We start from the raw sequence: 25,399 nt of genomic DNA, 5'->3' as shown, positions 1-25,399 counted from the left end.
CGACACCTCCAAGAGCTCGACCCAGGTCTCCCACGACATGGCCGAGGCGGCCGGTCGTCAACGTGAAGCCGTGGACATGGTGTCCACCGCGTTCCACGAAATGGTCGCCACCGCCAACGAGGTCGCGCGCTCCTGCAGCCAGGCCGCCGAGTCGGCCGACAGCGGCCAGCGCCAGGCCCGTGAAGGCCAGCAGCAGATCGATGCCGCGGTGAACAGCGTTGATCGCCTGAGCCAGGAAATCGAACAGTCGGCGCAGTCGATGCAACAACTGGAGCGCGACAGCAATGACATCCAGTCGATTCTCGGGACGATCCGTTCGATCGCCGAACAGACCAACCTGCTGGCGCTGAACGCCGCCATCGAAGCCGCCCGGGCGGGCGAGCAAGGTCGCGGTTTCGCGGTGGTGGCCGATGAAGTACGGGCGCTGGCCAAACGCACGGCCGACTCCACGGCGGAAATCGACGGCCTGCTCGGCAACCTCGCCAAACGCACCAGCGAGGTGACCCAGCAGATGCACGCGAGCCTGGAAGTGTCGCAGCAGTCGGTGACCCGCATCGGCGAGGCGCGCAGCAGCTTCGGGCAAATTCGCGAATCGGTGGACGTGATCCGCGACATGAACACCCAGATCGCCACGGCAGCGGAAGAGCAGCACCAGGTGGCCGAGGACATCAACCGGCACATCAGCCAGATTCACGGCGATGCGCAGTTGGTGGCGGAACTGGCGAACTCGGCGCGGCTGGATTCCCAGAGTTTGGCAGGGTTGTCGAGTGAACTGGACGGGTTGGTTCGACGCTTCAAGACCTGACATCCTCCCTGTGGGAGCGGGCTTGCCCGCGATTGCGGTGTGCCAGTCGATACGTGTGACAACTGACACTCTGCCTTCGCGGGCAAGCCCGCTCCCACAGGAGACAGCGCCGATCCTACTGGCGGAACAACTCCCCCGGCGTAAAGCCGAACAACCCCTTGAACGCCGCTATGAACGCTGACGTCGAGTCATAGCCACAGGCCAACGCGGTATCGGTCACGCTGCCGCCCTCCTCCAGCAGGCTCAACGACGACAGCAATCGCATGCGCTGGCGCCAGCCCCGGAAACTCAAGCCGGTTTCACGCTGGAACAGGCGCATCAGCGTCTTCTGCGACGTCCCCAGGCGCTGCGCCCACTCCTGCAAGGTCACGTCGTGCTCCGGGGTTTCGATCAACTCGTTGCACAGCGCCAACAACCGCTCATGACGGGGCAACGGCAGCGAGAAGCCGACTTCCGGCAGGCTCGCCAGTTGATCCAGCAACACGCTGACCAGCCGCGCCTGCGGGCTGTCGCCTGGTGGATACTCCACCGGCAGTTGGCAAAAACTCTTGATCAGCTCCCGCGCCAGCGGCGTCACCTCCAGCACCCGACACCGGTCCTCGGCCCAGCGGCAGTCTTCGCGGCGCACATACAGGCTGCGCATCTCGGCGCGCATCGAGGTCACCACCTGATGTTCGACCCCCGCCGGAATCCAGATCCCCCACTGCGGCGGCGCAAAGTAACTGCCCTCGGCGGTGTGCACGCCGAGAACGCCGCTGATCGCGTAGGAGAACTGCACCCAGTCGTGGCGATGGGCGGGGGTCCAAGAGCCAGCGTTGAGGCTTTCTACCCGGGCATAGAGCGGGCGTGGCAAGGCGCCAAGCACTGGAATGGCGCGCTCCAGGGAAAGCTGTCCGTTAGTCGCCATTCGGGGGCCTTGTGTTGCCAGGTGGATGATGCGTGGGACGGTAGGGCAAGTGCCCTTTCCAATCAACACCAACGATCACTGTGGGAGCGGGCTTGCCCGCTCCCACAGGGTCAGGGGTCGGCCGAAAGCATTGGTCAGCGTTCGAGGATGGCTGTCACTCCCTGCCCACCCGCCGCACAAATCGAAATCAATCCTCGCCCCTTCCCGGCCACATCGAGCAACTTCGCCAGGTTCGCGACGATGCGCCCGCCGGTGGCCGCGAACGGATGCCCCGCCGCCAGCGAGCTGCCCTTGACGTTGAGCCGGCCGCGGTCGAGGGTGCCCAGCGGTGCGTCGAGGCCCAGGCGGGTTTGGCAGTACTGCGGGTCTTCCCAGGCTTTCAAGGTGCAGAGCACCTGCGCGGCGAAGGCTTCGTGGATTTCGTAATAGTCGAAGTCCTGCAGGGTCAGGCCGTTGCGCGCCAACAAGCGGGGCACCGCGTAGACCGGCGCCATCAGCAGGCCTTCGGCCCCCTTGACGAAATCCACGGCGGCGGCCTCACCGTCACGCAAATAGGCCAGGACCGGCAAACCACGTTCCTTGGCCCACGCCTCACTGCCCAGCAGCACCAGCGATGCGCCGTCGGTGAGTGGCGTCGAGTTGCCGGCGGTCAGCGTGCCCTTGGCGCTTTTCTCGAAGGCGGGTTTGAGCGAGGCCAGTTTTTCCAGGGTCAGGTCCGGGCGCAGGTTGTTGTCGCGGGTCAGGCCGAGAAACGGTGTCATCAGGTCGTTGTGCCAGCCCTCGGCATATGCCGCCGCCATCTTCTGATGACTCTCCAGCGCCAGTTGATCCTGCTCGGCGCGCGCAATGTTCCAGGTCTGCGCCATCAACTCGCAGTGATCGCCCATTGACAGCCCGGTGCGCGGCTCGCCGTTACGCGGAAACTCCGGGATCAGATGACCGGGGCGCAGTTGCAGGAAGGTCTTCAGTTTGTCGCCCGTGGTCTTGGCCCGATTGGCTTGCAGCAGGATCCTGCGCAATCCTTCGTTGATGCCGATGGGCGCGTCGGACGTGGTGTCGACCCCGCCGGCAATGCCGCACTCGATCTGACCCAGGGCGATCTTGTTGGCCACCAGCAAGGCCGCTTCCAGGCCGGTGCCACACGCCTGCTGAATGTCATAGGCCGGGGTGGTCGGTGACAGTCGCGAGCCAAGCACGCATTCGCGGGTCAGGTTGAAGTCCCGGGAATGCTTGAGCACCGCACCGGCCGCCACTTCGCCCATGCGCAGGCCATGCAGGTTGAAACGCTCGATCAGGCCTTCAAGCGCTGCGGTGAGCATGGCCTGGTTACTCGCGGTGGCGTAAGGCCCATTGGAGCGGGCGAATGGAATTCGGTTACCGCCAATGATCGCGACGCGGCGCAACTGAGTCATGAAAAGCTCCTTCTGAATCGAAAAATGTGCGTTCCCCCGCTGGGAGCGAGCCTGCCCGCGATGGCGGCTGATCAGGCGACAGGCATGTTGGCTGACAGGGCCCCATCGCGAGCAGGCCCGTTCCCACAGGGCGGTTTCGTCCGCCTGAAAGCACAAGCGTAGGCTTTATCTCGGGAATCGAACGACCGATTGCCATTCGTGGTCCACACTTTGAACCCCAGCTACCGGAGCGCGTTCCATGTCTGACCGCTATATCGACTTCGCCAATTCGTCCATCGGCCATCGACTGGTCGGGGCCCTGGGTCTGCCGTCACCCGTGCGGCTGGAGCGCTGGCAAGCCGGCCGGTTGCGGCCGGTCGAGGGGGCGCTGCTGATCGGCGGCGGGCCGCTGGCGGAGAAAGTCAGCGCTTTCGCCAACCGTCTGACCGATGCGATCTACAGCTACGGAACGGAGCCTTCGATGGCCACCCCGTGGATTCCCGGCCACGGCCCCAAACTCAAGGCGGTGGTGTTCGACGCCAGCGACCTGGTGCACACCGATGCGCTGAAGCAGTTGCGCGAGTTCTTTCAGCCGTTGATGAAAAACCTCGATCACAGCGCGCACCTGGTGATTCTCGGGCGCGCCCCGCAGGACTTGAGTGATCCCTTCGCCGCCAGCGCGCAACGTGCCATCGAAGGCTTCAGCCGTTCGCTGGCCAAGGAACTGCGCAGCGGCGGCACCCTGCAGCTGATTCATGTCGGCGCAGGCGCCGAGGACCAACTGGAAGGGCCTTTGCGATTTTTCCTCTCGCCCAAAAGCGCCTTCGTGTCCGGACAGGTGATCCGCCTGGACGCCTGCGACACGCCAGTGACGGACTGGACGCGGCCATTGGCGGGCCGCAAGGCACTGGTCACCGGCGCGGCGCGGGGTATTGGTGCGGCCATCGCCGAAACCCTGGCCCGTGACGGCGCCCAGGTCATTGTGCTCGATGTGCCAGCGGCCAAAACCGATCTCGAAGCGCTGGCCGCACGCCTCGGCGGGCGCGGCATTACCCTGGACATCTGCGCCGAGGACGCCGCTGCGCAGTTGATCGAACACCTGCCTGACGGGATCGATATCGTGGTGCACAACGCCGGCATCACCCGGGACAAAACCCTGGCCAACATGACCCCGGAATTCTGGGACGCAGTGCTTGCGGTCAATCTCAACGCGCCACAAGTGCTGACCCGGGCCCTGCTCGACAGCGGCACCTTGCGCGACAACGGCCGGGTGATTCTGCTGGCGTCGATCAGTGGCATCGCCGGCAATCGCGGCCAGACCAACTACGCGGCGAGCAAGGCCGGATTGATCGGCCTGGCCGAAGCCTGGGCGCCGCAGCTCAATGAGCGTGGGATCAGCATCAATGCGGTGGCCCCCGGCTTCATCGAGACACAGATGACCGCGCACATTCCGTTCGGCTTGCGTGAGGCGGGTCGGCGCATGAGTTCGTTGGGCCAGGGTGGCTTGCCACAGGACGTGGCCGAAGCGGTGGCCTGGCTGGCGCAACCGGGTACCGGCGCATTCACCGGTCAGGCGCTGCGGGTCTGCGGCCAAAGCGTTCTGGGGGCCTGACGATATGATCACCGACTGGCACACCCTCGACCGCGAACCTGGCTTGCCAGGGTTGTATGCGCGGGCCGCAACACGACGCAAGATCACGGGCAGCACATTACCCGACACCGGTTTACGCTGCTGGGTCGATGTCGATGCCAAACGCCTGGCCGCCTACCGTTCCGTTTGCGGCTTCGCCGACAATGGACTGCTGCCGCCCACCTATCCACACATCCTGGCGTTTGCATTGCAGATGCAATTGCTCACGGCCAAGGCCTTTCCGTTTCCGCTGCTGGGACTGATTCACCTGAGCAACCGGATAAGCGTATTGCGCCCCCTGGGAGGGGTGAACCGCGTGAGGATCGGCGTACGAGTGGAGAACCTGCAACCCCACGCCAAGGGCGCGACGTTCGATCTGCTGACGACGCTGGACGATCAGTTGGGACCTCTGTGGGAAGCGCAGAGCCGGATGCTCTGTCGCGGGGTGAAGCTCGAGGGTGAGCCGGTCGAGGAAGAATGGACGACCTCACAGGCGCAAAGCGAAGTGACTCGCTGGAAAGCCCCCACGGACATCGGTCGGCAATACGCCAAAGTGTCCGGCGACTACAACCCGATTCACCTCAGCGCCGCGAGCGCGAAGTTGTTCGGTTTCCCCACGGCCATCGCCCACGGGTTGTGGATCAAGGCTCGCACCCTTGCGGCGCTGGCCGAGCATTTGCCGACGGCAAATATCGAGATCGCGGTGCAGTTTCGTAAACCGGTGAGGCTGCCCAGCGAGGTCATCCTGCTCGCCAGTGCAGCCGGGTCCAGCGGCGATTTTCAGCTTATGGGTGCCGGCGATCTTGAGCACATGGTGGGGCATTGGCGACCGATCGCCTGACGTTTCAGGCCCCCGGTCCTTGATCGTTTCCACGCTCCGAGTGGGAACGATCAGCCCCGGCACCCTCTTCCTACGCCATTATCCAAGGTGTTAATACCAATTGGAGAATGGCGTCCCAGAGCGCTTGCGCCTTTTATGTAAACAACGGACGAAGGCAGCATCGCCGGCAGTCACGGCGAGCTATCGAAACCACGGCGTTGTTACAGGTGCAAGGAATCTCTCCATGAAAAATCCAGCGTGGTGTAAATCGGCAACGGCTCTGGCACTGATCCTGTCACTGGGCCTGGGCGGTTGCAGCAGTGGCGGTGGCGGTCATCACAGCAGTTCCGGCAGCAGCTCACCTGACAGCTCGGCCGGCGCGGGCGGCGGTGGCAGCGATGGCTCGGGCGGCGGTTCGGGTGGCGGCGGTGGAACTGGCGGCGGTGGCACGACCCCACCGACGGCGACGCCACTGGTGACCACCACGCTGGTTCAGGATGTCGGCACCACCGTCAGCGGCCTCGGCGATGGCGTGGGCCAGATCGGCGATTCCCTGGGCTCGATTCCAGTGGCCGGCGGCGTGGTGCAAAGCGTGGCCAACACCGCGGGCAATGTGGTGACCACCCTGGGTGACGGCCTGGCCAACGGTGTCGGCAAGCTCGGCACAGATCCGAACGGCCTCGGCGTCACCGCCTCGGCGGTGGGCGGCGTGGTACAGGATGTCGGCAATGGCGTTTCCGACGTCAGTGGCAAACTCGACACGGCCACCAACCGCATCCCGGTGGTCGGTGGCGTCGTGACTCGCGTCGCGCCGGTGCTCGATGGCGTCGGCCAGAAAGTCACGATGCTCGGCGACACCCTGAGCACAGCCACCACCACGGGTCCCCTGGGTTCAGTCACCCAGGAAACCGGCGATGCACTGGTACCGGTGATTGCCATGGTGGAAAACACCACCGATAAGGTCGGCGACGCCACCGGGCTGGGCGAGCCGCTCAAGGGTGTGATCAAGAAAGTGGGGGATACCGTCGATGGCGTGGGTGACAAGGTCACCGATGCCGGCAAGGGCAATCCTGTGACCAACACCCTGGGTAACGCGCTGAGCAATACTGGCACGGCAGTTGGCAAGGCCGGCGGCCTGGTCGCCAATGGCAGCGGTTCAGGCGCGGGCGGCAATGGCTTGCTGGAAACCGTGGGCGGCGCCGTGGTCAATATTGGCCAAGGCCTCAACGGCGGCAATACCGTGATCAACGCAGCGGGCGGTAACGCGGTTGCGGGCGGCAACCTCGTTGCCAGTGTCGGCGGCGCACTGGGCGGTTCCGGTGTTGCCAACCTCGGGCCGACGGCACCGCTGGCCAGCGTCGGCAGCAACCTCGGCACAGCGCTGAGCCCGGTGGTGGGCGCCGTTGGCGGCGTGACTCAGAATGTCGGCGCCGCCACCGGCCTCGGCAGTCCGGTCGCCAGCCTGACCGGCCAGGCCGGTGGTGCAGTCGCCAACCTTGGCGGTGCGATTGCCGCCGGCAATGCCAACCCGGTCAGCACCTCGCTGGGCAACACCGTGACCTCGTTGGGCAACACCGTCACTGCTGCGGGCGGGTTGGTCAACGGCGGCACGGGCGGCGGCGGTCTGCTCGGAGGGCTGGGCAATAAACGCTAGTTGGCATCCGGTTGCTCAACGATAGCGCCCATCCTGATTGACGGCGCAAGACTCATCACCGGTCTTGCGCCGTCATTCCCGGACATGAACCCCGCAGCGAATAGAACAGGGAATGTCTTATGCGCGTCATGGCGTCATTGCTACTGCTCACCGTCAGCTCCTGCACCCTCGCAGACTCGCTTCCCAGTTTTCTCAACAGCAACGACACGATTCGCAACCTCCCCGTCCCCAACCTGCCCGCCGACGCCTACCGCCCGACCGCCGCGCCCCTGCAGGTGCCGGAACCCGGTGCAGCGCAGGCCCAACCCTTGCTGATGGGCACCCGGCTCACCCTCCGGACCGTGCAGATCGAGGGCGGCACGATCTACCCGCTCAGCGAACTGGCGGCGCTTTATCAGCCGTTGCTAGGCCGCGAAAGCAGCGTCGCCGAGCTGATCGAGGCGACCCGCAACATCACCCGCCGTTATCAACAGGACGGCTACCTGCTGTCCTATGCCTTCCTGCCCCAACAACCCTTCGACAATGGCGTGGCACGGGTGGTGCTGGTGGAGGGCTATATCAAGGATTACCAGTTGCAGGGCGACGTCGGACGGGTCAAGGGGCTGCTGGACAAACTGGTGGCCAGACTCCAGGCGGAACGGCCGCTGACGCGCAAGACCTTCGAGCGCTACACCACGCTGATGAGCCGCATTCCCGGGGTGACACTGCAGGCCCAGGTACCGCCGCCGGGCACCACCGACGGTGCGGCGTACCTCGCCGTGCAGGCCAGCCGCAAGTCCTTCACCAGCAGCCTGAACGCCACCGAGGACAACCGCAACGGCACCCAGGCGCTGCTCGGCGTCAGCAGCAACTCCCACACGGCCATGGGCGAACAGCTGAGCCTCAGCGGGCTTTTTCCACCGGGCGATGACGCCGAGCATTACTATCGCCTCGACTACAACCAGTTCCTCAATGCCGAAGGCACGCAACTGGCGTTGTCTGCTTCGCGATATCGCGCAGACCCCGGCACCCGGGTGCCGTTGGACAACGGGCTGGAACTCAAGCCGCACCGGGAAAACGACCGTTACTCACTCGGCTTCAGCCATCCGCTGATTGCCGGCCCCAACGAGATACTCAGCGCCGGCGCGCGGCTGTATGCGGTCAACGACAGGACCCGCTACCAGGTGGTCGGCCTGCCGCTGAGCCTGGAGCAACGCAGCGACATTCGCGCTGTCGCCGTGGAAAGCGACTGGCGCAAGGCCGATCAGACCCGCTTGCGGATTCTCAGCGGCGGCCTGTATCAGGGCATCAACGGCATGGGCGCGCGCACCAACGACACCGCCCTGGACCTGGACTTCTTCCGTGTGCGCCTGTCGGGGGTGCAAAGCGACAAGTTTTTCGACAACTGGCAGGGTGTGGTGTCCGCCGCCTTGTACTGGAGCGACGATAGCTTGCCCGAGAGCGAGCGCGCCGTGTTCGGCGGGCAGAACTTCGGTCGTGGCTACCCCGACGACCAGGCATCCGGCGACAAGGGTTGGGGGGTGGCCTACGAGTTGAACTACAGTTTCAACCGCGACGCGAACTGGCTGAGGATTGTGCAGCCGTACATGGTGCTGGACCGCGCCAGGACCTGGTTCAACCAATTGCCGGTCAAGGGCAACGACCTCTCATCGGCGGCGCTGGGTGTGCGCTTTGGCGATGCCAAGTACTACAACATTGCGCTCGAGGCAGCCAAACCGATGTCGGAAAAAGCCCTGGATACGTTCAATCGCAAACCGAGGTACAGCATCAGTTTCAGTTATCAGCTGTGACGGGCCTTGTTCCTGAAGGGGCGAGCCTGCTCGCTTCCACAGGGACAAGGGTTGGATCAGTGCGTAGTGTCCCGCTGGCGCGTACCCGAACGGCTCGGCGACAGCGCCAGAGCCAGTTGCGTCCGGTTGTGCATGTGCGTCAGCCGCAACACTTGCGACACATACAACTTCACGGTGTTCTCGGTAATGCCCAGTTCACAGGCGATCTGATAGTTGGTCTGCCCTTTGCCGACCAGCCGCGCCACATCCAGCTGCCTGGGTGATAACTGATTGAAGATGGCCGGGATCTCACCCTCGTCCGTGTCACCGGCATCCCCCTGGACCTCCTCCGGCAACTGTGGGCTGTGGCGGATCTTGTCCAGGTCCTGATACAAGTCATCGATCGAGGCGGACAGGTATTGCAGCTTCTGGCTCAACTGCCCCAACTGCACATTTTTTTGTCGCTCCTGCAGGACCCTTTCCTGACGCTGAATACCTTCGAGCATTTCGGCCAGGTTGACCGGTTTCTGGTAGTAATCGGCAATCCCGGCCCGCAAGGCCTTGATCAGATCCTGCTTCTCCGCGTGACCGGTGAGCATGATGGCCTCGAAAACCCGGTGTTTGCCGGATAACCGTTGCAGCTCTTGCACCAGCTCAATCCCGTCCAGCCCCGGCATGTACAAATCACAGAGCACCAGGCCGACGTCCACGTCCTCGCTGAAACGTTCGACCGCTTCCTGGCTCGACTCACAAGGCACACAGCGATAACCACTGCCCTCCAGAAATTCGCAGACCATCTCAACAATCAACGGCTGATCATCGACGACGAGGACTTTTACCGGTGACACCGACTTGTTCAATTGCAGCTCCTTTCCGGGTCAAAGCCTGACCTTTTCTGTACTACCCGTCACTGGTTGTACAACTACTGTCTTGAAAGTAGACGCACTTGCCGACTCTGTCATACACCGCCTGGCGATTGGATCCACATCAAGAAGCCGGAACAGAGCGACTGCACAAAGCGCACTGATCGCCGCTTGTTTGACACTTTCAGCCCGACAAATCGAGTACACCTTTAAGTCTTTGACTTGCATATAGACAGACTTTTGGCGCGAGTGATGGCCAGTGCACACTAGCCGAACCTGACATCAAGTCAGCGTCACGATCAGGCCTGCACCGTCCGTCGCAGAGTCAAGGCTGTCATTAATTTCACAACTTCGAGGCAGGCCAAAACGCCGGGGGCGAGTCCCCTCGCGATAACGGCGCATCATGTAACTGATGGATCGCTATCGCGAGCGGGCTCGCTCCCAGCGTTTTTCAGGGCCGGGGTCAGCGCGGCGGGTAGTTGGCGAGGATTTTCCTGACGGTATCCTGGATCGCCGTGCTGCGATCCGAAGGGTTCGGTGTCCTGCTGAGGATCTGTTCGTCACTGCCGCGCCACACCAGTTTGCCGTCCTTGCCGTCGAGCAGATCGACCTGGATGGTCGCCACCTTGTAGGAAATGTTGCGGGTCTCGTTGTACATCGGACCGCCCCAGTAGCCATTCCATGGATTGCCCCAGGCGCCGCCGTAGTTGGTGGTGACCTGTTGCTGGCGGTCCTCGACGATCAGATAGGTCTGCACCCACACATCACCCTTGCTGCCTGCCGCCGCCGGGCGCAAGCCGCGCTGGTCCAGTTGCTCGGTGACCGCCTGGCGGATGCGTTGTTCGGTCAGGTCGCTCTTGATCCGCGGGTCATCGGGACGATATTGCAGGACGGGGTCTTTCCAGCTCCAGCTGCGATAGGCGGCAAAATCGCGGCTGGCATCGAAGTCATGATTGACCTGGTTGGCGGCACAGGCACTCAGGAGTACGGCCATGACCAGTAGAACGAGACGGCGGAACATGATGATTCTCCGGTTGAAGACATGAACCTGCGCAATGCTTCTTATTGCAGAAGCTAACTGGGAGGATACGCCGACATGGCTTTTTCCACAGCCTCCCGAATGGCATCGGCTTGCGCGCTCTGGCTACTCTTGCTGCTGGTTTCGGCACTGGCGCTCCACACCGGCTGACCGTTTTGCGCATCGAACAGGTTCACCTGCACCACCACGACCTGTTCCGAGTAAGTCCGCACGATCGGTACCGTGTTGTACAGGCCATAACCGCTGCCGTAACGGTTGTAGCCACCATACCCGCCGCCGTAATAACCATAGTCGTCCCGATACTGGCGCAGGCGGGTTTCCAGGTGCAGATTGGCACTGACGAACAGGTCCGCCGGGCGATTGTCATGCAGCGGCCGCAGACCACGCTGATCCAGGGCATTGCTCACGGCCTCGGCGACCTGTGCCGAGTCGGCCCACGCCGTGCCCGGTGGCAGCGTGCCATTGAGCCAGGCCCAGCTGCGATAACGGCCGTAGTCTCGAGGCGCGGCCGGGTAGGCGCTGCGGTCGAACGTCGTGGCCGCTTGTGGCGGCGCCGGCGGCAAGGGCTTCGAACTCGCCACATACGGATTGCTGCCCTGGCAGGCGGCCAGGCCCAGGCAGATCAACAGTAACCCTGAACGACTTTTCATTTCGCACTCCGATCAGATCGGCCGACACATCCAGTGCAGGTAACGCCCAAGCCCGGCAAAGCTCGGGTGACGTCGATGGGCCAGTTCCATTTCCAGCAAGTCGACCAATTCGGCACGGGCCTGGAACTCCACGGGCATGTAGTCGTGGAAAACCCTGACCCCGCTCTGTGTTTCGACCTGCCACAGGCCTTCAAGTTGCGCCGCCAGTTCACGCGGATCAAGGGGTTGTTGCGGGGTCAGGCTCTGCTTTTCGCCGGCCATGTCGTTCTTGCGCATTTTGCGGAAGTGGCCCTTGAGCAGGTTGCGGTAGATCAGCGCATCACGATTGTAAAAGGCCAGGGACAGCCAGCCGCCCTGTCGCGTCAACTGATGCAGCACCGGCAAAATCGCATGGGGTTCGGCCAGCCACTCCAGCACGGCGTGGCACAGCACCAGGTCGTAGGGTTCGGTGAGCTGGCCGAGCAGATCCTGCCAGGGCGCCTGAATGAATGTCGCGGCCTGCCCGGCCTCGGCGAATCGCTGGCGAGCGCCTTCGAGCATCGGTTCGGCAGGTTCGGCCAGCGTGACCTCATGACCACGCTGGGCCAGCCACAATGACATGTGGCCCAGGCCCGCGCCGATGTCGAGCACCCGCAACGGTCGATCCGGCAAGGCCTCGGCCAGGTCGGCCTGCAACACCGCCAGGCGGATCGCCCCCTTGGCCCCGCCGTAGATTTTCTCGGCGAAGCGGGTCGCCAGTTGATCGAAATGACGGTCGCTCATCAGCTGAACCTCCGCTCACTGTCGGCAAGCTTGCTGCGCACCACTTCGTTCATGTCCAACCCCAGCTCGCTGCACAGCAGCAGGAGATACAACACAATGTCGCCAACTTCCTGCCCGGCGTGGGCCAGTTGATCCGCCGGCAGCTGGCGCGACTGGTCTTCGCTCAGCCACTGGAAGATCTCCACCAGTTCGGACATTTCCACGCTCGCGGCCATGGCCAGGTTCTTCGGGCTGTGAAATTGCCGCCAGTCATTGCGGTCACGGATGGCATGCAGGCGTTCGGTCAGTTCAACAAGGTTCATCGGGCTCTCCTGAAGGCGTATAGCTTCGGGGGGATAACCCCCTGAAGGCAAGTTTCTTGCGCCATACTCAATCGATCCGGCTACGGAACTCGCCGCGCCCATCCGTGGCCCAAGGCTCAACCACTGACATCAGGACGTTAATGACATGCAGGTAGAAAGCTTTTTCGAATCGCTCGGCCAGGTACTCGGTTCGGTCATCCGCTTTATCGTTGACGGTTTGAGCGGCCTGTTCAATCTGCTGAGCAACGCAGGAAGCAATTTCGTCGAAGGGTTGTCCCGCACGCTGGGCATGGACACGTCGATCGTCAGCATCATTGCCTTGATTGTCGGCCTCATGCTGTTGTGGTCAGCGATCCGGGCGTTCATGAATGCATCGATCATCATGGGCATCATCTGGCTGCTGCTGGGGCTGTGGTTGCTGAGCTGGATCATTCACTGACACCGCCCCCTTGCAACGGATCGGCGCGGACACCGGATGAATCGCTACAATGCCGGCTCTGCAAGGAGCCTGCATGTCCAACCTGATCGCCGACTGGCGCGACCGCCCCACCCATCGCCGGGTCTGGGCGCTCGCCGCCCCCATGATTCTCTCGAACATTTCCGTGCCGCTGGTGGCCCTGGTCGACAGCACGGTCATCGGCCACTTGCCCCACGCCCATCAGTTGGGCGCTGTCGCGGTCGGGGCCAGCCTTTACAGTTTTCTGGCCTGGGCCATGAGCTTCCTGCGCATGGGCTCCACCGGTTTTGCCGCCCAGGCCGCCGGCCGAGCCGATGGTACGGCGCTGCGCCAGATCCTGTTACAGGGGCTGTTGCTGGCCATGGCGCTGGCCGTCGTATTGGGTGCGCTGGGCATTCCGCTGAGCAGTATCGCCCTGCACTTCATGCAGCCCTCGGCGGAACTGGGCCAGATGACCCGCGAGTTTTTCCACACGCGTCTGTTCGGTCTGCCGGCCGCGCTGGCCAGCTACGCGTTGGTCGGCTGGTTCCTCGGCACCCAGAACGCCCGGGCGCCGCTGGCGATCCTGCTGAGCACCAACCTGGTGAACATTGCCCTGAACCTGTGGTTTGTCCTCGGACTGGACTGGGGCGTGGCCGGTTCGGCCCGGGCCTCGGTGATCGCCGAATGGACCGGCGCCCTGATCGGCCTGCTGTTGACGCGCAAAGCCCTGCGCGCCTACCCCGGCCAGATCGCCTGGGCCGCCCTGACGCTGTGGGGGAGTTGGCGCCCGCTGCTGGCCGTCAACCGCGACATCTTCATCCGCAGCCTGTTGCTGCAACTGGTGTTCATGCTGATCACCGTACAAGGCACGCGGCTGGGTGACGCCACTGTTGCCGCCAACGCCCTGTTGCTCAACGGCTTGCTGCTGACCGCCCATGCGCTCGATGGCCTGGCCCACGCCGTTGAAGCGCTGTGCGGGCATGCGATCGGCGCGCGCGATCGTGACGCCCTGCGCCGCTCACTGGTCGTGGCCTGCGGCTGGTCGCTGCTGGCCAGTTTGGGATTTGCCACGCTGTTCCTGTTCGCCGGGCACCTGTTCATCGAGATGCAGACCGACATCCAGAGCGTGCGCGACACCGCCTTCATCTACTTGCCCTACCTGGCTGCCCTGCCGTTGATCGCGGTCTGGAGCTACGTGCTCGACGGCCTGTTCATCGGTGCCACCCGAGCCCGGGAAATGCGCAACGGCATGCTGTTGGCGGTGTTGCTGATCCTGCCGTTTGCCTGGGCCCTGCAAGGCCTGGGCAACCATGGCCTGTGGATCGCGTTCCTGCTGTTCATGGTGCTGCGCAGCCTGACCCTCGGCGCCATCGCCTGGTCGTTGCGCAAGCACGATCGCTGGTTCGCCGGGCGAAGTCATTGAGCCCGGTCGTCCTGCCAGCGCTGGCTCAGGCTGTCCAGGCGCTCCTGTTGCGTCAGCCCCTCCAGCGGCAATACCAGCGGGGCTGTCGGGTGCTGCAGGCGCAGCCATAACCAGCCATCGAGCACCGGCCGATCGCTAAACCCCAGCGCCAGCCCTTCCTGCAGGTATGCCCACAGACGCTGGTAGTCGGTCCCGGTGGATTGGCTCCAGCGCCAGGCATGCTGCTCCAGCAGGCAGACCTGCAGCTTCTCCCGCTGACGCAGGCTGAGGCTTTCTTCGACGGCCAAAGGACGCACGGCCAGCGCCGGGTTGAGCAACTGCTGCCACCCCTGGCTGCCAAACGCCCGGTCGGCCCAGGTCCCGCCGAACCAATGCAACTGGCTGATCGGGCCCAGCCAGCGACTCAGCTCCCGGGCATCGCAGGCATCAAAAAAATAGCTGGCCGTGTTCGGGTTGTAGTAACTCAGCAGGGCTCGGTGGTGCAGCCCCAGCGTGACGGTGAGCATGCGCCGCAAATGCTCGAGCAATCGAGTGGGTGGTGCCTCGCTGACGATGAGCAGGCCACGGCAGACCTGCGCCTGGCCGTAGCACGCCTGCGCCAGCGCCGGGCACTGGCGCAGATCGATCAGCGCCGGGCCGTGCTCACGCAACGTGTGCCATTGCGTGCCCTCGAACAACCAGAGCCAGCGGTCCAGGGGTAACGCCTTTTGTAACAGCGCCCGCGCCTGGGGGACACTCGGTACATCCAGCAACAGCCATTGCGCAGTCGCACCGATCATGCCACACCGCTCTGGCCAGACCGGGTCAGCGCCCGACAGGTGCACAACACCTCGCAGCAATGGCTGAAACTGCCGCCACCGGGCATCAGGCACAACACCACCAAGGGCTCGCCCGAGCGCAGCTGTTCCAGCATGCCTTCACCGGCCGACCCCGCCAATGACACCGGCATCACCCCAAGCTCTTCAACCGCCGCCGGCGTGGGCAGAAAACCGCAGATCATCGGCTGGTCCGGATCGCCCTCGATGAAGCTCACCACCACTTCGGTGCCCTCACTGAAGGCATTCGAGCCTTGCAGTTCGCCGGCCAGCGGCAACCAGCAATGGCTGGGGCTGGCACCTTCGCCCTGATAGAGCCAGTCGAACTGGACGGCGACCGGTCGGGACGGATCCGGCCGAAGCTCCTCGACTTCCACCACCCAGGCCCGTTGCAGACTGTGCATTCGCGGTTTCACGGGAGCTCGTGGCGAGTCGAAGGGGGCCGGCCAGGGCACGGCACGAATCTGGTTAGTGTAGGGTTCGACGGGATCCTGGCGGCCCTGGTGTTCGACGTGGGTCAGCAGCCAACGCCGGTTCCACTCGGCGACCGGATGACCGGTCAACGCCATCGAATACCCGCTGCGCAACGCCGACAGATCGCTGCAACCTTCAGCACCGGGTGCCTGGCACTGACCCGCCTGAAGTTGAAACTGGCGCACGCCCGGACGCTCGCCATCGACCCGAAACGGGGCACGCGCGCCTGCACGGAAATGCCCGTGACCATCACCAAACACCAGGCAGTGTCCACGCTCCTGATGCTCGAAGTGGTAATGCAGTGATGCCTGGGCGCAGAGGCGATGAAGAAACTGCAAATCCGACTCTCGATATTGGGTACAGAAATCCAGCGGCGGGTAATCGCCTTCCAACTCGAAGCGCCGGTCCCTGCCGACGATGCCATGCTCTCTGAGCACCTGATCGAGGATCTCTGGCACCGACAGCGCATTGAAAATCCGCTGGCTCAAGCGCTGGTCAAGACACGCCAGCTTCGGCCCCAGTCGCACCTGGCAGAGCCGGGCGCTGATGCCATGGTCACGCTGGACCAGTTCGTGCAATTGGCCTTGTATCGCTCGGTTCTGGGGTCCGATATGCAACGCGGCCGGTCGATACAGCAAACTGGCGAGGTCAAGCGCCGGGTCTTCGATCAGCAGATCCACGTCGAACGCAAAGGGCTCGCTGATCGCTTCTCTACCGGTAAAGGCCAGGACTTCAAAAGGCTCAGGCAGACCGGCTATATCCAGACGAAATGAGGGCTCGTTGACTGGATCGAACATCGGCGATTCTCTACAGGAGGGGCGGCCGGGGATTCTCGCCGAGAGACATGGCCGAGTAGAGTGCTGAAGTACAACTTAGGAAATGGCCTACGCGAAAAGAAGACCATATGACTTTGATGGCCGGAAGTCGGAGTAACTTCCCGGAAAAATGGAGAAACGCCGCACCCAGGCCATCTGAAATTCCCGCAGCAAGCGGTACATTTTCAGACAGCCTGGCGTGGACTGACGTCAGGACGACAGGTAAGACGAACGGGTCAGGCCCAGACGCAAGGCGTCAAGGAACTGGGTACGCTCGGCGGCCGAGATACGGGCGCTGGCGCACTTGTCGCGGTAATGAGTCATCAACTCTTCCGGCGACAAGTGCACGTAACGCAGCATGTCTTCGATGGTGTCGTGGGTTTCGATACCCGCGTGGTACACACTGCCATCGGCATTCTGGTAGATGTTCACCGAGTCGGTGTCACCGAACAGGTTGTGCATGTCGCCGAGAATTTCCTGATAGGCCCCGACCAGGAAGATGCCCAGCAGGTAGTCTTCACCGTCCTTCAGTGCGTGCACCGGCAGGCTGGTTTCGATGCTCTGCTCGTCGACGTACTGCTTGATCTTGCCGTCCGAGTCACAGGTCAGGTCCTGCAGCACGGCACGACGCAGCGGCTCCTCGTCGAGACGGTGCAGCGGCAGGATCGGCAACACCTGGCCGATGGCCCAGGTGTCCGGCAGGCTCTGGAACACCGAGAAGTTGCAGATGTACTTGTCGGCCAGCTTGTCATTGAGTTCGTCGAGCACCTGACGGTGGGAACGCTGGCGCGCCTTCAGCGAGTTGTGCAGGCGACGGCACACCGCGAAGTAGCATTGTTCGGCCAGGGCTTTTTCCGCCAGGGTCAGTTTGCCGTCGGCATACTGGGCGGCCACGTCGCTCATGTAGTGCGTGGCACGCCAGTAGGTTTCGGTGACCATTTCGATATCGGTCGGGCCGAGCAGGTCGACCAGCCACTGCACGGTTTCCGGCAGTGCTTCCTTGTTCTCGATCTGCGGCACGTCGTCGTTGTGTTTCTCGACGTCGGTGACCTGCACCACCAGCATGGCGTGGTGCGCGGTCAGGGAACGACCGCTCTCGGAGAAAATGTTCGGATGCGGCAGGCTCTGCGCGTCGCAGAATTCCTTGAGCATGCCGACCACCACACCGGCGTAATCGTCCATGTCGTAGTTGATCGAGCTGGCGTTGCGCGAGTGTGTGCCGTCGTAGTCCACGCCCAAACCGCCGCCGACGTCGATGTGATCCACCGGCAGGCCGAGGTTGCGCAGCTCACCGTAGTAACGGATCGCTTCCTTGAAACCGTGCTGGTAGTCCGCCAGGTTGGCGATCTGCGAACCCATGTGGAAATGCAGCAGGCGAATGCCCTGGTCCAGGCCGGCCGCGCGGAAACGCTCGACCACCGACAGCAACTGCGCCGCCGACAGACCGAACTTGGATTTCTCGCCACCGGTGTCCGCCCACTTCGACGAAGCCAGGGACGACAGGCGCACACGCAGGCCGACCTGTGGCTTGACCTTCAGCGACGCGGCTTCCTCGATCACCAGCCCCACTTCGGATTCTTTCTCGATCACGATGAATACGTTGTGCCCAAGCTTCTGGCCCATCAGCGCCAGACGAATGAACTCGCGATCCTTGTAACCGTTGCAGACGATGGTGCCGCCCTTCGGTGCCAGGGCCAGCACGGCCAGCAGTTCCGGCTTGGAGCCCGCCTCGAGACCGATCGACACGTTCTGCGTGGCGATGATGTTCTCGATCACCGCTTCCTGCTGGTTGACCTTGATCGGATACAGCGCGGTGTACTTGCTCTGGTATTCCAGGCGCGCGATGTTGGCGTCGAACGCGCCGGTCAACTGACGCACGCGGTCTTGCAGGATATCCGGGAAACGCACCAGCAACGGCAAGGACAGGCCGCTCTGGCGCAGCTGGTCGACTTGCTCGAACAGGTCGATAGGCGAACTGTCGGGGCCGTTCGGACGAACCTCGACGCGACCGGCGTCATTGATCGCGAAATACCCGGCCCCCCAATGGCGAATCCCGTAAACACTGCGGCTGTCCGCAACTGTCCATTGGCTGCCATCGTCTTTGCGTGTGCGTCGTACGGACATTGAAGTCCCCTATAAAGAAGTCATAGAGCGTCGCCTGGATTCAGGCCGGCGCAGTCTAAAGGATGAAAATGACGGTTCGTCAACGAAGGGGTAGACCCCGTCGACCGCAACGAGTTTAGAAGCCGGTCAGGAACAGGCTCTGTGAAAACCATGGTGACGACGCCAGACCAGAGGATCTCGGGACTGGATCAAGCCACAGGTGGTCTTCACAGAGGCTGCTAGCCGCCAGACTTCTTCGCCTTGAAACCGAGCTTGATCAGTTCGCCCAACAACAGCTCGACATGATCCCCCTGGATTTCAATGACACCGTCCTTCAACGCCCCACCGGTGCCACAGCGTTTCTTCAACGTGGTGGCCAGCTCCTTGAGCGCGTCTTCGGCCAGCGGCACGCCGGTGATGGTGGTCACCGTCTTGCCGCCACGGCCCTTGCTTTCGCGACGCACGCGAGCGATGCCGTCGCCGGCCGGGATAACGGTCTGTTTGCAGATGCAGGCGTCCACCGGTTGACTGCATTCCGGGCAATGACGACCTGCGTCGGTGGAGAATACCAGGCCACCTAGGGCGGCGAAGGATGCGGCTTTTTTGGCCACCGGCAATCCTCTATGGGAGGACAAAGACTGGTCGCAGCCCTGGACAAGGCTATCGACCGCGAAGCCCCACTCAGGCAGGGGCAGCGCTACTGAAACGGCTGGACTGCTGCAGGAACGAGCTGGCTCGCGCCTGCAAAACAGAAACAGCAAAAACCCACGCCGTCACAGTTTGAAAAGGTCGCGCAGTGTAACGGCAAAAACGCCGATTGCTAAGAGCCAATCGGCGCCAATTTATGCCTCTTTTGCGACGTCGTCCCGATGAGCCCGCAGATAGCGCTTCAAGGCTGCCAAAGAGTCCGGGCAGTAAGGCTTTTGCTGGATTTCCAGCATGACCTGATCAATCGGGATAAAGCGGGCTTCCAGCACTTCCTCGGGTTGCAGGACCAAGGGTCCGTCCCACACCGCGGAAAAGGCCGAACACCAGAGCCGGTTACCCGTGTCTTCAAAGAAGAAGTGATCGTGGGCCGTCAGCGCCACCCCGCTCACCCCCAACTCTTCTTCCAGCTCCCGGGCGGCCGATTCGGCGTAGGTTTCGCTGGCGAGCACCATGCCCCCCGCCGCCACGTCCCAGTAACCCGGATAGATCGCCTTGCTCAAGGTGCGCCGATGCACACAGAGGTCCCCGGCGGAGTTGAACAGCATGATGTAGGTGCCGCGCCCGATCAGACCGCGCTCGCGCAGGTCGGAGCGGACCAGGGCGCCGAGCAGGTTGTCCTGCTCGTCGACCCAGGCGATCTGTTCGGCATCGGAAGCCGCGCGATGGGCGGCCTCCCTCGCGTTATCGACCATGACTCAGCCCTGATTGAGCAGTTGACGCAAATCGATCACCGCCGCGTTGGCCCGGGAAATGTAGTTGGCCATGACCAGCGAATGGTTGGCCAGCACGCCAAAGCCACTGCCGTTGAGGATCATCGGGCTCCACACCGGCTCCTGCGAAGCTTCCAGCTCACGAATGATCTGGCGCACGCTGACCGTTGCGTTCTTTTTCGCCAGCACATCGGCGAAATCGACCTCGATGGCCCGCAACAGATGGGACAGCGCCCACGCCTGGCCGCGCGCCTCGTAGAACACGTTGTCGATCTGCATCCACGGGGTTTCGACGATTTCTTCGTCGACCTGCGGCACCTCGCCCGGCGCGACCACTTCAGTCTTCAGCGCGGTATTCAACTTGACCCGCCCGACGCTGGCCGACAGGCGTTGCGACAGCGAACCCAGGCGCGTGCCGACATCGCCCAGCCAGTTGTTCAGGTTGTCGGCACGCGCGTAGAACAGCGCGTTTTTCTGCTGCGGATCGGACAGGCGCGCCTGATAGCGACTCAGGGAAGCGATGCCTTCCTGGTACTCGGATTCACTGGAGGGCAACACCCAGCTTCTGTTGTCGAAATTGAAACGCGGCTCGGCCTTGGCCAGATCGGCGTCCTCGGCGGACTGCGATTGCGAACGGGCAAAATCCTTGCGCAGGGCACGCGTCAGGTCGCGGACCTGGACCAGCACGCCGTACTCCCAGCTCGGCGTGTTATCCATCCACAGGCCTGGCGGGAAGCGGTCGTTGGAAATATAGCCACCCGGTTTGGTCAGCAGGGTATCGGCGACCGTCTTGAGAGTTTCCACCGTGGTGTAGCCGATGACCATCTGCTTGCCTTCTCTCTCGGCGGCCAGCTGGGCGTTCTGTTGAACCGGGAACAGCGCCGGCTCCTGGCTCCAGTACCAGCCCAGCGCAATGGTCACAAGCAGGTAGAGACCGATCAACGTGGCCAGCGCCCGGCTGAACAACAGGCCACCGACGTAACTGCGGGTGGCCGACTTCGGTTCAGCAGGTCGTTCAGGCGCGCTGCCCGCGCGGTTCTTCCAGTCCAGCATGGCGATATCCTTTCAATCACTTGAGTTCATCGTTTCGACCACAACCATACAACAACGTGCCTTGGCCCGGCACCCGTCGTCGGGTGATCGGAAAAAAACAGTGCCGCGTCATCCCGAGAACTCTAGCTGGCCTGGCTGGATCAGGCGTTGCTGATCGCAGGGTTGATCCTTGGAGCACTGGCTCATGACCGTCACGGCATCTAAGGGTTTCCCTGAACCCTGCCAGCGCCAAAAAGCGTTTGAATCAGCCCGATGAAAAATCAGAATTTCCGGACAGCCAACGCATGTCGACGCGGCAGAGGTTTCGCACACAGCGGCCGGAAAGTTCCTGAACCCCCTGTTTTTCGGGAGCCTGGGGGAAACGAGCAGGCAGTAACAGACCGCCAAGTCAGAAACTGAATGCATTCACGTTGCAGATTATTGACGTACGACACTCATCCCACCGAAAAGAGGTGCTAGCATAGAGCCACCAGTCGACCTCAGCATGCACCCTACCTAGTAGTCAGGATATGACCGAGCCAGAAGACCCAAGCCGCGATCGCCTCAAGCACCACTTTGCCCAGCGGGTGATTCACCAGGCACGTCAAATTCTTGAGATCTGGCAGCGCCTGCAACGCACTGAGTGGTCGCTCGCCGATCTGACGGAGCTAAGCGAGGCCAATCTGCGCCTGCTGCGTTTCGCCGAGCGTTTCGAACAGCCGGAACACACCCAGCTGGCACGCCATATCGGCCAGTCGCTCGAAGCGGTCGACGCCAATCGCGGTCGCTTGAGCAGCGGGCTGATCACCGACCTCAACCGCCTGATGCAGCGCCTGTCGCGCACCGGCCTGCGCCATGGCGATCAACTCGAACAAACGTTCCTGCCACCACTGCGCAAGCCGATCTACGTGATGCTGCAGGATCACGACCGTGCCGAGCGCCTGGCCAAGCAGCTCGAGTTCTTCGGGCTCAGCGCCCAATCCCTCGACAGCGTGGCGGCTTTCCGCTCGTCGATGGTCGAGCGCCTGCCCGCCGCGATTGTCATGGATGTGGACTTCAGCGGTCCGGGCATTGGCCTGAAACTGGCCGCCGAAGCCCAGGTCGGCCTGGACGAACCGTTGCCGCTGCTGTTCTTCAGCCTGCACGAAACCGACACCCCGACTCGCCTCGCTGCGGTGCGGGCCGGTGGCCAGGAGTTCCTGACCGGCACCCTCGAAGCCTCGAGTCTGCTGGAGAAAATCGAAGTCCTGACCTGCGTCGCGCAGTACGAACCTTATAAAGTGCTGATCATCGACGACTCCCGCGCCCAGGCTTTGCATACCGAGCGCCTGCTCAACAGCGCCGGGATCGTCACGCGCACCCTGATCGATCCGATCCAGGCCATGGCCGAACTGGCGGACTTCCAGCCCGACCTGATCATCCTCGACATGTACATGCCGACCTGCACCGGCACGGAACTGGCCAAAGTGATTCGGCACAACGACCGCTATGTCAGCGTGCCGATCATTTACCTGTCCGCCGAGGACGACCTGGACAAGCAGCTCGACGCCATGAGCGAGGGCGGCGATGACTTCCTGACCAAACCGATCAAGCCCCGGCACCTGATCACCACCGTGCGCAACCGCGCGGCGCGGGCGCGCAACCTCAAGGCACGGATGGTGCGCGACAGCCTCACCGGGCTGTACAACCACACGCACATTCTGCAATTGCTCGAAGACTGCAGCTTCCGCTCGCGCCGCGAGAGCAAGCCGCTGAGTTTTGCGATGCTCGACATCGATCATTTCAAACGGGTCAACGACAGCCACGGCCACCCCATGGGTGATCGCGTGATCAAGAGCCTGGCACTGTTTCTCAAGCAACGCCTGCGCAAGACCGACTTCATCGGGCGCTACGGCGGCGAGGAGTTCGCCATCGTCATGCCCGACACCGATATCGAGGCGGCACACCAGGTGCTCGACGAAATCCGCCAGCGGTTTGCGGAAATTCACTACCCGGCCCAGCCCCAGGACCTGTGGTGCACCTTCAGCGCCGGGGTGGTCGAACTCTGTGAGGACTCTGACAGCCTGATGATGGCCAGTCAGGCGGACGAGGCGCTGTATCGCGCCAAGCACGCCGGACGCAACCGTGTGCATGCCGCCCGGACATCAAAGCAAAATGCCACTTTTTCATCGGATTCGACTCCATCGGTCATAACCGTGTAACACAATCGCAATAACTTCACGGGCTTACCATTCTGCCGTTGGTAGTCCGCGATGCGCCTCAAGCTGCTGACCAATTTCAATACCCTTCTTTTAGTCGCCGTGTGCGTGGCCCTTGGCGCGACGCTGTGGTGGTCGCAAAGAGCCCTGGAACGTCCGTATCTGTTGATGGAGCGCTACCTGGGGTTGTCCCAGCAGTTCCAGAATCAAGTGGCGCGCAACGTCGAGGACTACCTCGCCAGCGGTGATGCCCTGCGCCTGAGCGCTGCCAGTCAGGCCATCGAAACGCTGCAAAAGGAATTGGGGGAATTGCCGTCGACACTGGCCGACACCCTGCGCCCCAGCCTGACGAACCTGGATGAATTCAGCAAAACCGACCTGTTGGCCGCCGGCAAACTCGCGGGCGACCCGCAGGCCCTGTTGCTGCAAGCCGAACGCGAACTCGGCGCCAGCCTCGACCAGCTCAGCCAGTACGCCAGCGGCAACGCACCCTATCTGACACCTTTGCTGGCCGCGTCCCAGCACCTGGGCAAACTGTCACTGGCCCGGGACAAACTGGTCAGCAGCGGTCGCAGCGAACTGGCGGCGGACGTTGAACGTGAAGTCACCAACATTCGCGCTCAAGCCGAATTGCTCAACGCCCTGCCGCTGCTCGGCGTCGCCACCACCACCGAATCGGTATCCGACGATTTCGCCGCCATGATGGGGCTGGAGAACAGCGAAAAAACCGCAGCCGAGGATGCCGGTGTCGGGCTCAAGCGCGAACTCAACAGCCTGCTGACCCGCTATCCCGCCGAACTTGAGCGCACCCGCGAGCAAATCCGCAAACGTGCCGACCTCAGCACCGCGACGCACCTGAAAATCACCGAAGTGCAACAGGCCATCGCCGGCCTGGAACCGGTGGTTCGCGCTCAACACGGGCAAATCCAGGGTGAAGTGCGCCTGATGCAAGGGGTGATGATCGGCCTGATCCTGCTGATCGCCTTGCTCATCGACACTCTGCAACGCCGCCTCGCCCGGACCCTGACCAACCTCGCACCGGCCCTGTCGACCTGGGCCGAGGGCGACTTCAGCCGGGACATCGAACTGGGCAAGACCAACCGCGAGTTGCATGACATCCAGGCCTCGCTCAACCGGTTGCGCGCCTACCTGGCCGATCTGGTGGGGACCATCCGCCTCAACGCCGAACAGGTCGCCGGCAGTAGCCGCACGCTCGCCGAACTGAGCAACGACCTGCACAACGGCGCCGAACACCAGGCCGGCGACACCGCGCTGATTCGCGACTCACTGGGCGAACTGGAGGCGACCATTCAACAGGTCGCCGGCGATGCCAGCCAGGCCGCCGACGCCAGCCGTCATGCCGGGCTGGCGGTGGAGCACGGCCAGGAAGTCATCGGCCTGAGCCTCACCGGCCTGCATGCGTTGGTGGAGGAAGTGCAAGGCAATGCGCAGATGATCGAACACCTGGCCGAGGAGTCCGCCACCATTGGCGGGGTCCTGACAGTGATCCGCTCGATTGCCGACCAGACCAACCTGCTGGCCCTGAACGCCGCCATCGAAGCAGCCCGCGCCGGGGAAATGGGCCGAGGGTTTGCGGTCGTTGCCGAAGAAGTCCGCTCATTGGCGCAACGCACTGCAGGCGCCACGGCAGAAATCCAGACCTTGATCGCCGGGCTGCAAACGGCGGCGCGAGAATCGGTGGAAGGCATGCGCGCCCAGGTCGAGCACGCCGAAGCCACTGCCAATCAGGCCCAGGCCGCCGACGGCGCGCTGGACAAGATCGTCGGGGCGATCCAGACCATTGCCGACACAGCGATCCGGATTGCCGACGTCACCGCACAACAGAGCGGCGCGGTCAGCGAAATCCGAGATCACAGCGAGAGGATTCACCAGTTGGGCGGGGATAACCTGTTGCGCATTGGCCAGGGCCGTGAGCAAGGCGAGCACTTGCTGGTGCTCGGTGAACGGCTGGATACCGCCGTCCAGGCCTTCCGCGTCTGATAAAACTCCTTCACGAGCAAGCCCGCACACCCTGTGCTCGCATTCCCATGGCAGCACAGGGTTGAATGTCGGCGCAGGCTTGCTCGAAG

At 63.0% G+C, this 25,399-nt stretch carries 22 protein-coding genes; 9 read left to right on the top strand and 13 right to left on the bottom strand.

Annotation, left to right across the window (positions count from 1 at the left end; genetic code table 11):
* Positions 1 to 37: 37 nt before the first annotated feature.
* Positions 38 to 805: a methyl-accepting chemotaxis protein gene (locus tag ACM6IM_RS20740; RefSeq protein ID WP_412548023.1), complete on the top strand. Its 768-nt coding sequence runs from the start codon at positions 38 to 40 to the stop codon at positions 803 to 805.
* 115 nt (positions 806 to 920) lie between these two features.
* Here the strand turns inward: ACM6IM_RS20740 and ACM6IM_RS20735 are convergent, their stop codons facing one another.
* Together ACM6IM_RS20735 and ACM6IM_RS20730 are read right to left on the bottom strand one after the other, a co-directional pair.
* Complete coding sequence (locus ACM6IM_RS20735; RefSeq protein ID WP_192307818.1) at positions 921 to 1,712, bottom strand: AraC family transcriptional regulator; 792 nt, start codon at positions 1,710 to 1,712, stop codon at positions 921 to 923.
* Between the two features lie 134 nt (positions 1,713 to 1,846).
* Complete coding sequence (locus ACM6IM_RS20730) at positions 1,847 to 3,124, bottom strand: acetyl-CoA C-acetyltransferase (RefSeq protein WP_414866175.1); 1,278 nt, start codon at positions 3,122 to 3,124, stop codon at positions 1,847 to 1,849.
* A 238-nt stretch (positions 3,125 to 3,362) separates the two neighbouring features.
* Between ACM6IM_RS20730 and ACM6IM_RS20725 the strand changes: the two genes are divergently transcribed.
* From ACM6IM_RS20725 to ACM6IM_RS20710, 4 genes are all read left to right on the top strand, one after another.
* On the top strand, positions 3,363 to 4,715 hold the full coding sequence (locus ACM6IM_RS20725) for a 3-oxoacyl-ACP reductase (RefSeq protein WP_201193544.1): 1,353 nt from the start codon (positions 3,363 to 3,365) through the stop codon (positions 4,713 to 4,715).
* Positions 4,716 to 4,719: 4 nt separating this feature from the next.
* The gene (locus ACM6IM_RS20720) at positions 4,720 to 5,574 is read left to right on the top strand and encodes a MaoC family dehydratase (protein WP_414866174.1); all 855 of its coding nucleotides are present in this window, start codon (positions 4,720 to 4,722) and stop codon (positions 5,572 to 5,574) included.
* Positions 5,575 to 5,797: 223 nt separating this feature from the next.
* Entirely contained in the window at positions 5,798 to 7,207 is a 1,410-nt protein-coding gene (locus ACM6IM_RS20715) for a collagen-like triple helix repeat-containing protein (protein WP_414866173.1), read from the top strand.
* 119 nt (positions 7,208 to 7,326) lie between these two features.
* Positions 7,327 to 8,997, top strand: a complete 1,671-nt coding sequence (locus ACM6IM_RS20710) for a ShlB/FhaC/HecB family hemolysin secretion/activation protein (RefSeq protein ID WP_414866172.1) — start codon at positions 7,327 to 7,329, stop codon at positions 8,995 to 8,997.
* 56 nt (positions 8,998 to 9,053) lie between these two features.
* Here the strand turns inward: ACM6IM_RS20710 and ACM6IM_RS20705 are convergent, their stop codons facing one another.
* From ACM6IM_RS20705 to ACM6IM_RS20685, 5 genes are all read right to left on the bottom strand, one after another.
* Positions 9,054 to 9,836 carry a response regulator transcription factor gene (locus tag ACM6IM_RS20705; RefSeq protein WP_414866171.1) on the bottom strand — a complete coding sequence of 261 codons (783 nt, stop codon included), beginning with the start codon at positions 9,834 to 9,836 and terminating at the stop codon, positions 9,054 to 9,056.
* 466 nt (positions 9,837 to 10,302) lie between these two features.
* Positions 10,303 to 10,860 carry a DUF4136 domain-containing protein gene (locus ACM6IM_RS20700; protein WP_192307811.1) on the bottom strand — a complete coding sequence of 186 codons (558 nt, stop codon included), beginning with the start codon at positions 10,858 to 10,860 and terminating at the stop codon, positions 10,303 to 10,305.
* Positions 10,861 to 10,913: 53 nt separating this feature from the next.
* The gene (locus ACM6IM_RS20695; protein WP_414866170.1) at positions 10,914 to 11,528 is read right to left on the bottom strand and encodes a DUF4136 domain-containing protein; all 615 of its coding nucleotides are present in this window, start codon (positions 11,526 to 11,528) and stop codon (positions 10,914 to 10,916) included.
* Positions 11,529 to 11,540: 12 nt separating this feature from the next.
* Positions 11,541 to 12,290: a methyltransferase domain-containing protein gene (locus ACM6IM_RS20690; RefSeq protein WP_201193549.1), complete on the bottom strand. Its 750-nt coding sequence runs from the start codon at positions 12,288 to 12,290 to the stop codon at positions 11,541 to 11,543.
* Positions 12,290 to 12,592, bottom strand: coding sequence for a MazG-like family protein (locus ACM6IM_RS20685; RefSeq protein ID WP_192307808.1), 303 nt, complete (start codon positions 12,590 to 12,592; stop codon positions 12,290 to 12,292). The genes ACM6IM_RS20690 and ACM6IM_RS20685 overlap by 1 nt, the downstream gene beginning before the upstream one ends.
* 145 nt (positions 12,593 to 12,737) lie before the next feature.
* Here ACM6IM_RS20685 and ACM6IM_RS20680 point away from each other — a divergent pair, with 145 nt between their 5' ends.
* Positions 12,738 to 13,031 carry a hypothetical protein gene (locus tag ACM6IM_RS20680; RefSeq protein ID WP_414866169.1) on the top strand — a complete coding sequence of 98 codons (294 nt, stop codon included), beginning with the start codon at positions 12,738 to 12,740 and terminating at the stop codon, positions 13,029 to 13,031.
* Between the two features lie 73 nt (positions 13,032 to 13,104).
* Entirely contained in the window at positions 13,105 to 14,454 is a 1,350-nt protein-coding gene (locus ACM6IM_RS20675) for an MATE family efflux transporter (protein ID WP_414866168.1), read from the top strand.
* On the opposite strand, the gene ACM6IM_RS20670 is transcribed toward ACM6IM_RS20675, so the two are convergent.
* The 6 genes from ACM6IM_RS20670 to ACM6IM_RS20645 all read right to left on the bottom strand — a co-directional run bounded on the left by ACM6IM_RS20670 (position 14,448) and on the right by ACM6IM_RS20645 (position 21,132).
* Entirely contained in the window at positions 14,448 to 15,233 is a 786-nt protein-coding gene (locus ACM6IM_RS20670; protein ID WP_414866167.1) for a DUF4123 domain-containing protein, read from the bottom strand. The two genes, ACM6IM_RS20675 and ACM6IM_RS20670, sit on opposite strands and share 7 nt — an antisense overlap.
* Positions 15,230 to 16,540, bottom strand: coding sequence for a contractile injection system protein, VgrG/Pvc8 family (locus ACM6IM_RS20665; protein WP_414866166.1), 1,311 nt, complete (start codon positions 16,538 to 16,540; stop codon positions 15,230 to 15,232). The genes ACM6IM_RS20670 and ACM6IM_RS20665 overlap by 4 nt, the downstream gene beginning before the upstream one ends.
* A 228-nt stretch (positions 16,541 to 16,768) precedes the next feature.
* Entirely contained in the window at positions 16,769 to 18,682 is a 1,914-nt protein-coding gene (speA, locus tag ACM6IM_RS20660) for an arginine decarboxylase (RefSeq protein WP_192307803.1), read from the bottom strand.
* A gap of 218 nt (positions 18,683 to 18,900) precedes the next feature.
* Complete coding sequence (locus tag ACM6IM_RS20655; RefSeq protein WP_192307802.1) at positions 18,901 to 19,272, bottom strand: translation initiation factor Sui1; 372 nt, start codon at positions 19,270 to 19,272, stop codon at positions 18,901 to 18,903.
* A 231-nt stretch (positions 19,273 to 19,503) separates the two neighbouring features.
* The gene (locus ACM6IM_RS20650; protein WP_201193556.1) at positions 19,504 to 20,061 is read right to left on the bottom strand and encodes an NUDIX hydrolase; all 558 of its coding nucleotides are present in this window, start codon (positions 20,059 to 20,061) and stop codon (positions 19,504 to 19,506) included.
* A 3-nt stretch (positions 20,062 to 20,064) separates the two neighbouring features.
* Entirely contained in the window at positions 20,065 to 21,132 is a 1,068-nt protein-coding gene (locus ACM6IM_RS20645) for a DUF2333 family protein (RefSeq protein WP_414866165.1), read from the bottom strand.
* Positions 21,133 to 21,641: 509 nt separating this feature from the next.
* On the opposite strand from ACM6IM_RS20645, the gene gcbA reads away from it, so the two are divergent.
* Complete coding sequence (gcbA, locus tag ACM6IM_RS20640) at positions 21,642 to 23,312, top strand: diguanylate cyclase GcbA (RefSeq protein ID WP_414866164.1); 1,671 nt, start codon at positions 21,642 to 21,644, stop codon at positions 23,310 to 23,312.
* A 51-nt stretch (positions 23,313 to 23,363) separates the two neighbouring features.
* Positions 23,364 to 25,310: a methyl-accepting chemotaxis protein gene (locus ACM6IM_RS20635; protein ID WP_414866163.1), complete on the top strand. Its 1,947-nt coding sequence runs from the start codon at positions 23,364 to 23,366 to the stop codon at positions 25,308 to 25,310.
* Positions 25,311 to 25,399 lie beyond the last annotated feature (89 nt).

The organism is Pseudomonas sp. IT-P12 (assembly GCF_949767465.1).
Classification (GTDB): Bacteria; Pseudomonadota; Gammaproteobacteria; order Pseudomonadales; family Pseudomonadaceae; genus Aquipseudomonas.
Note: the sequence above shows the minus strand (reverse complement) of the source record. Positions and strands in the feature narration are given on the sequence as shown.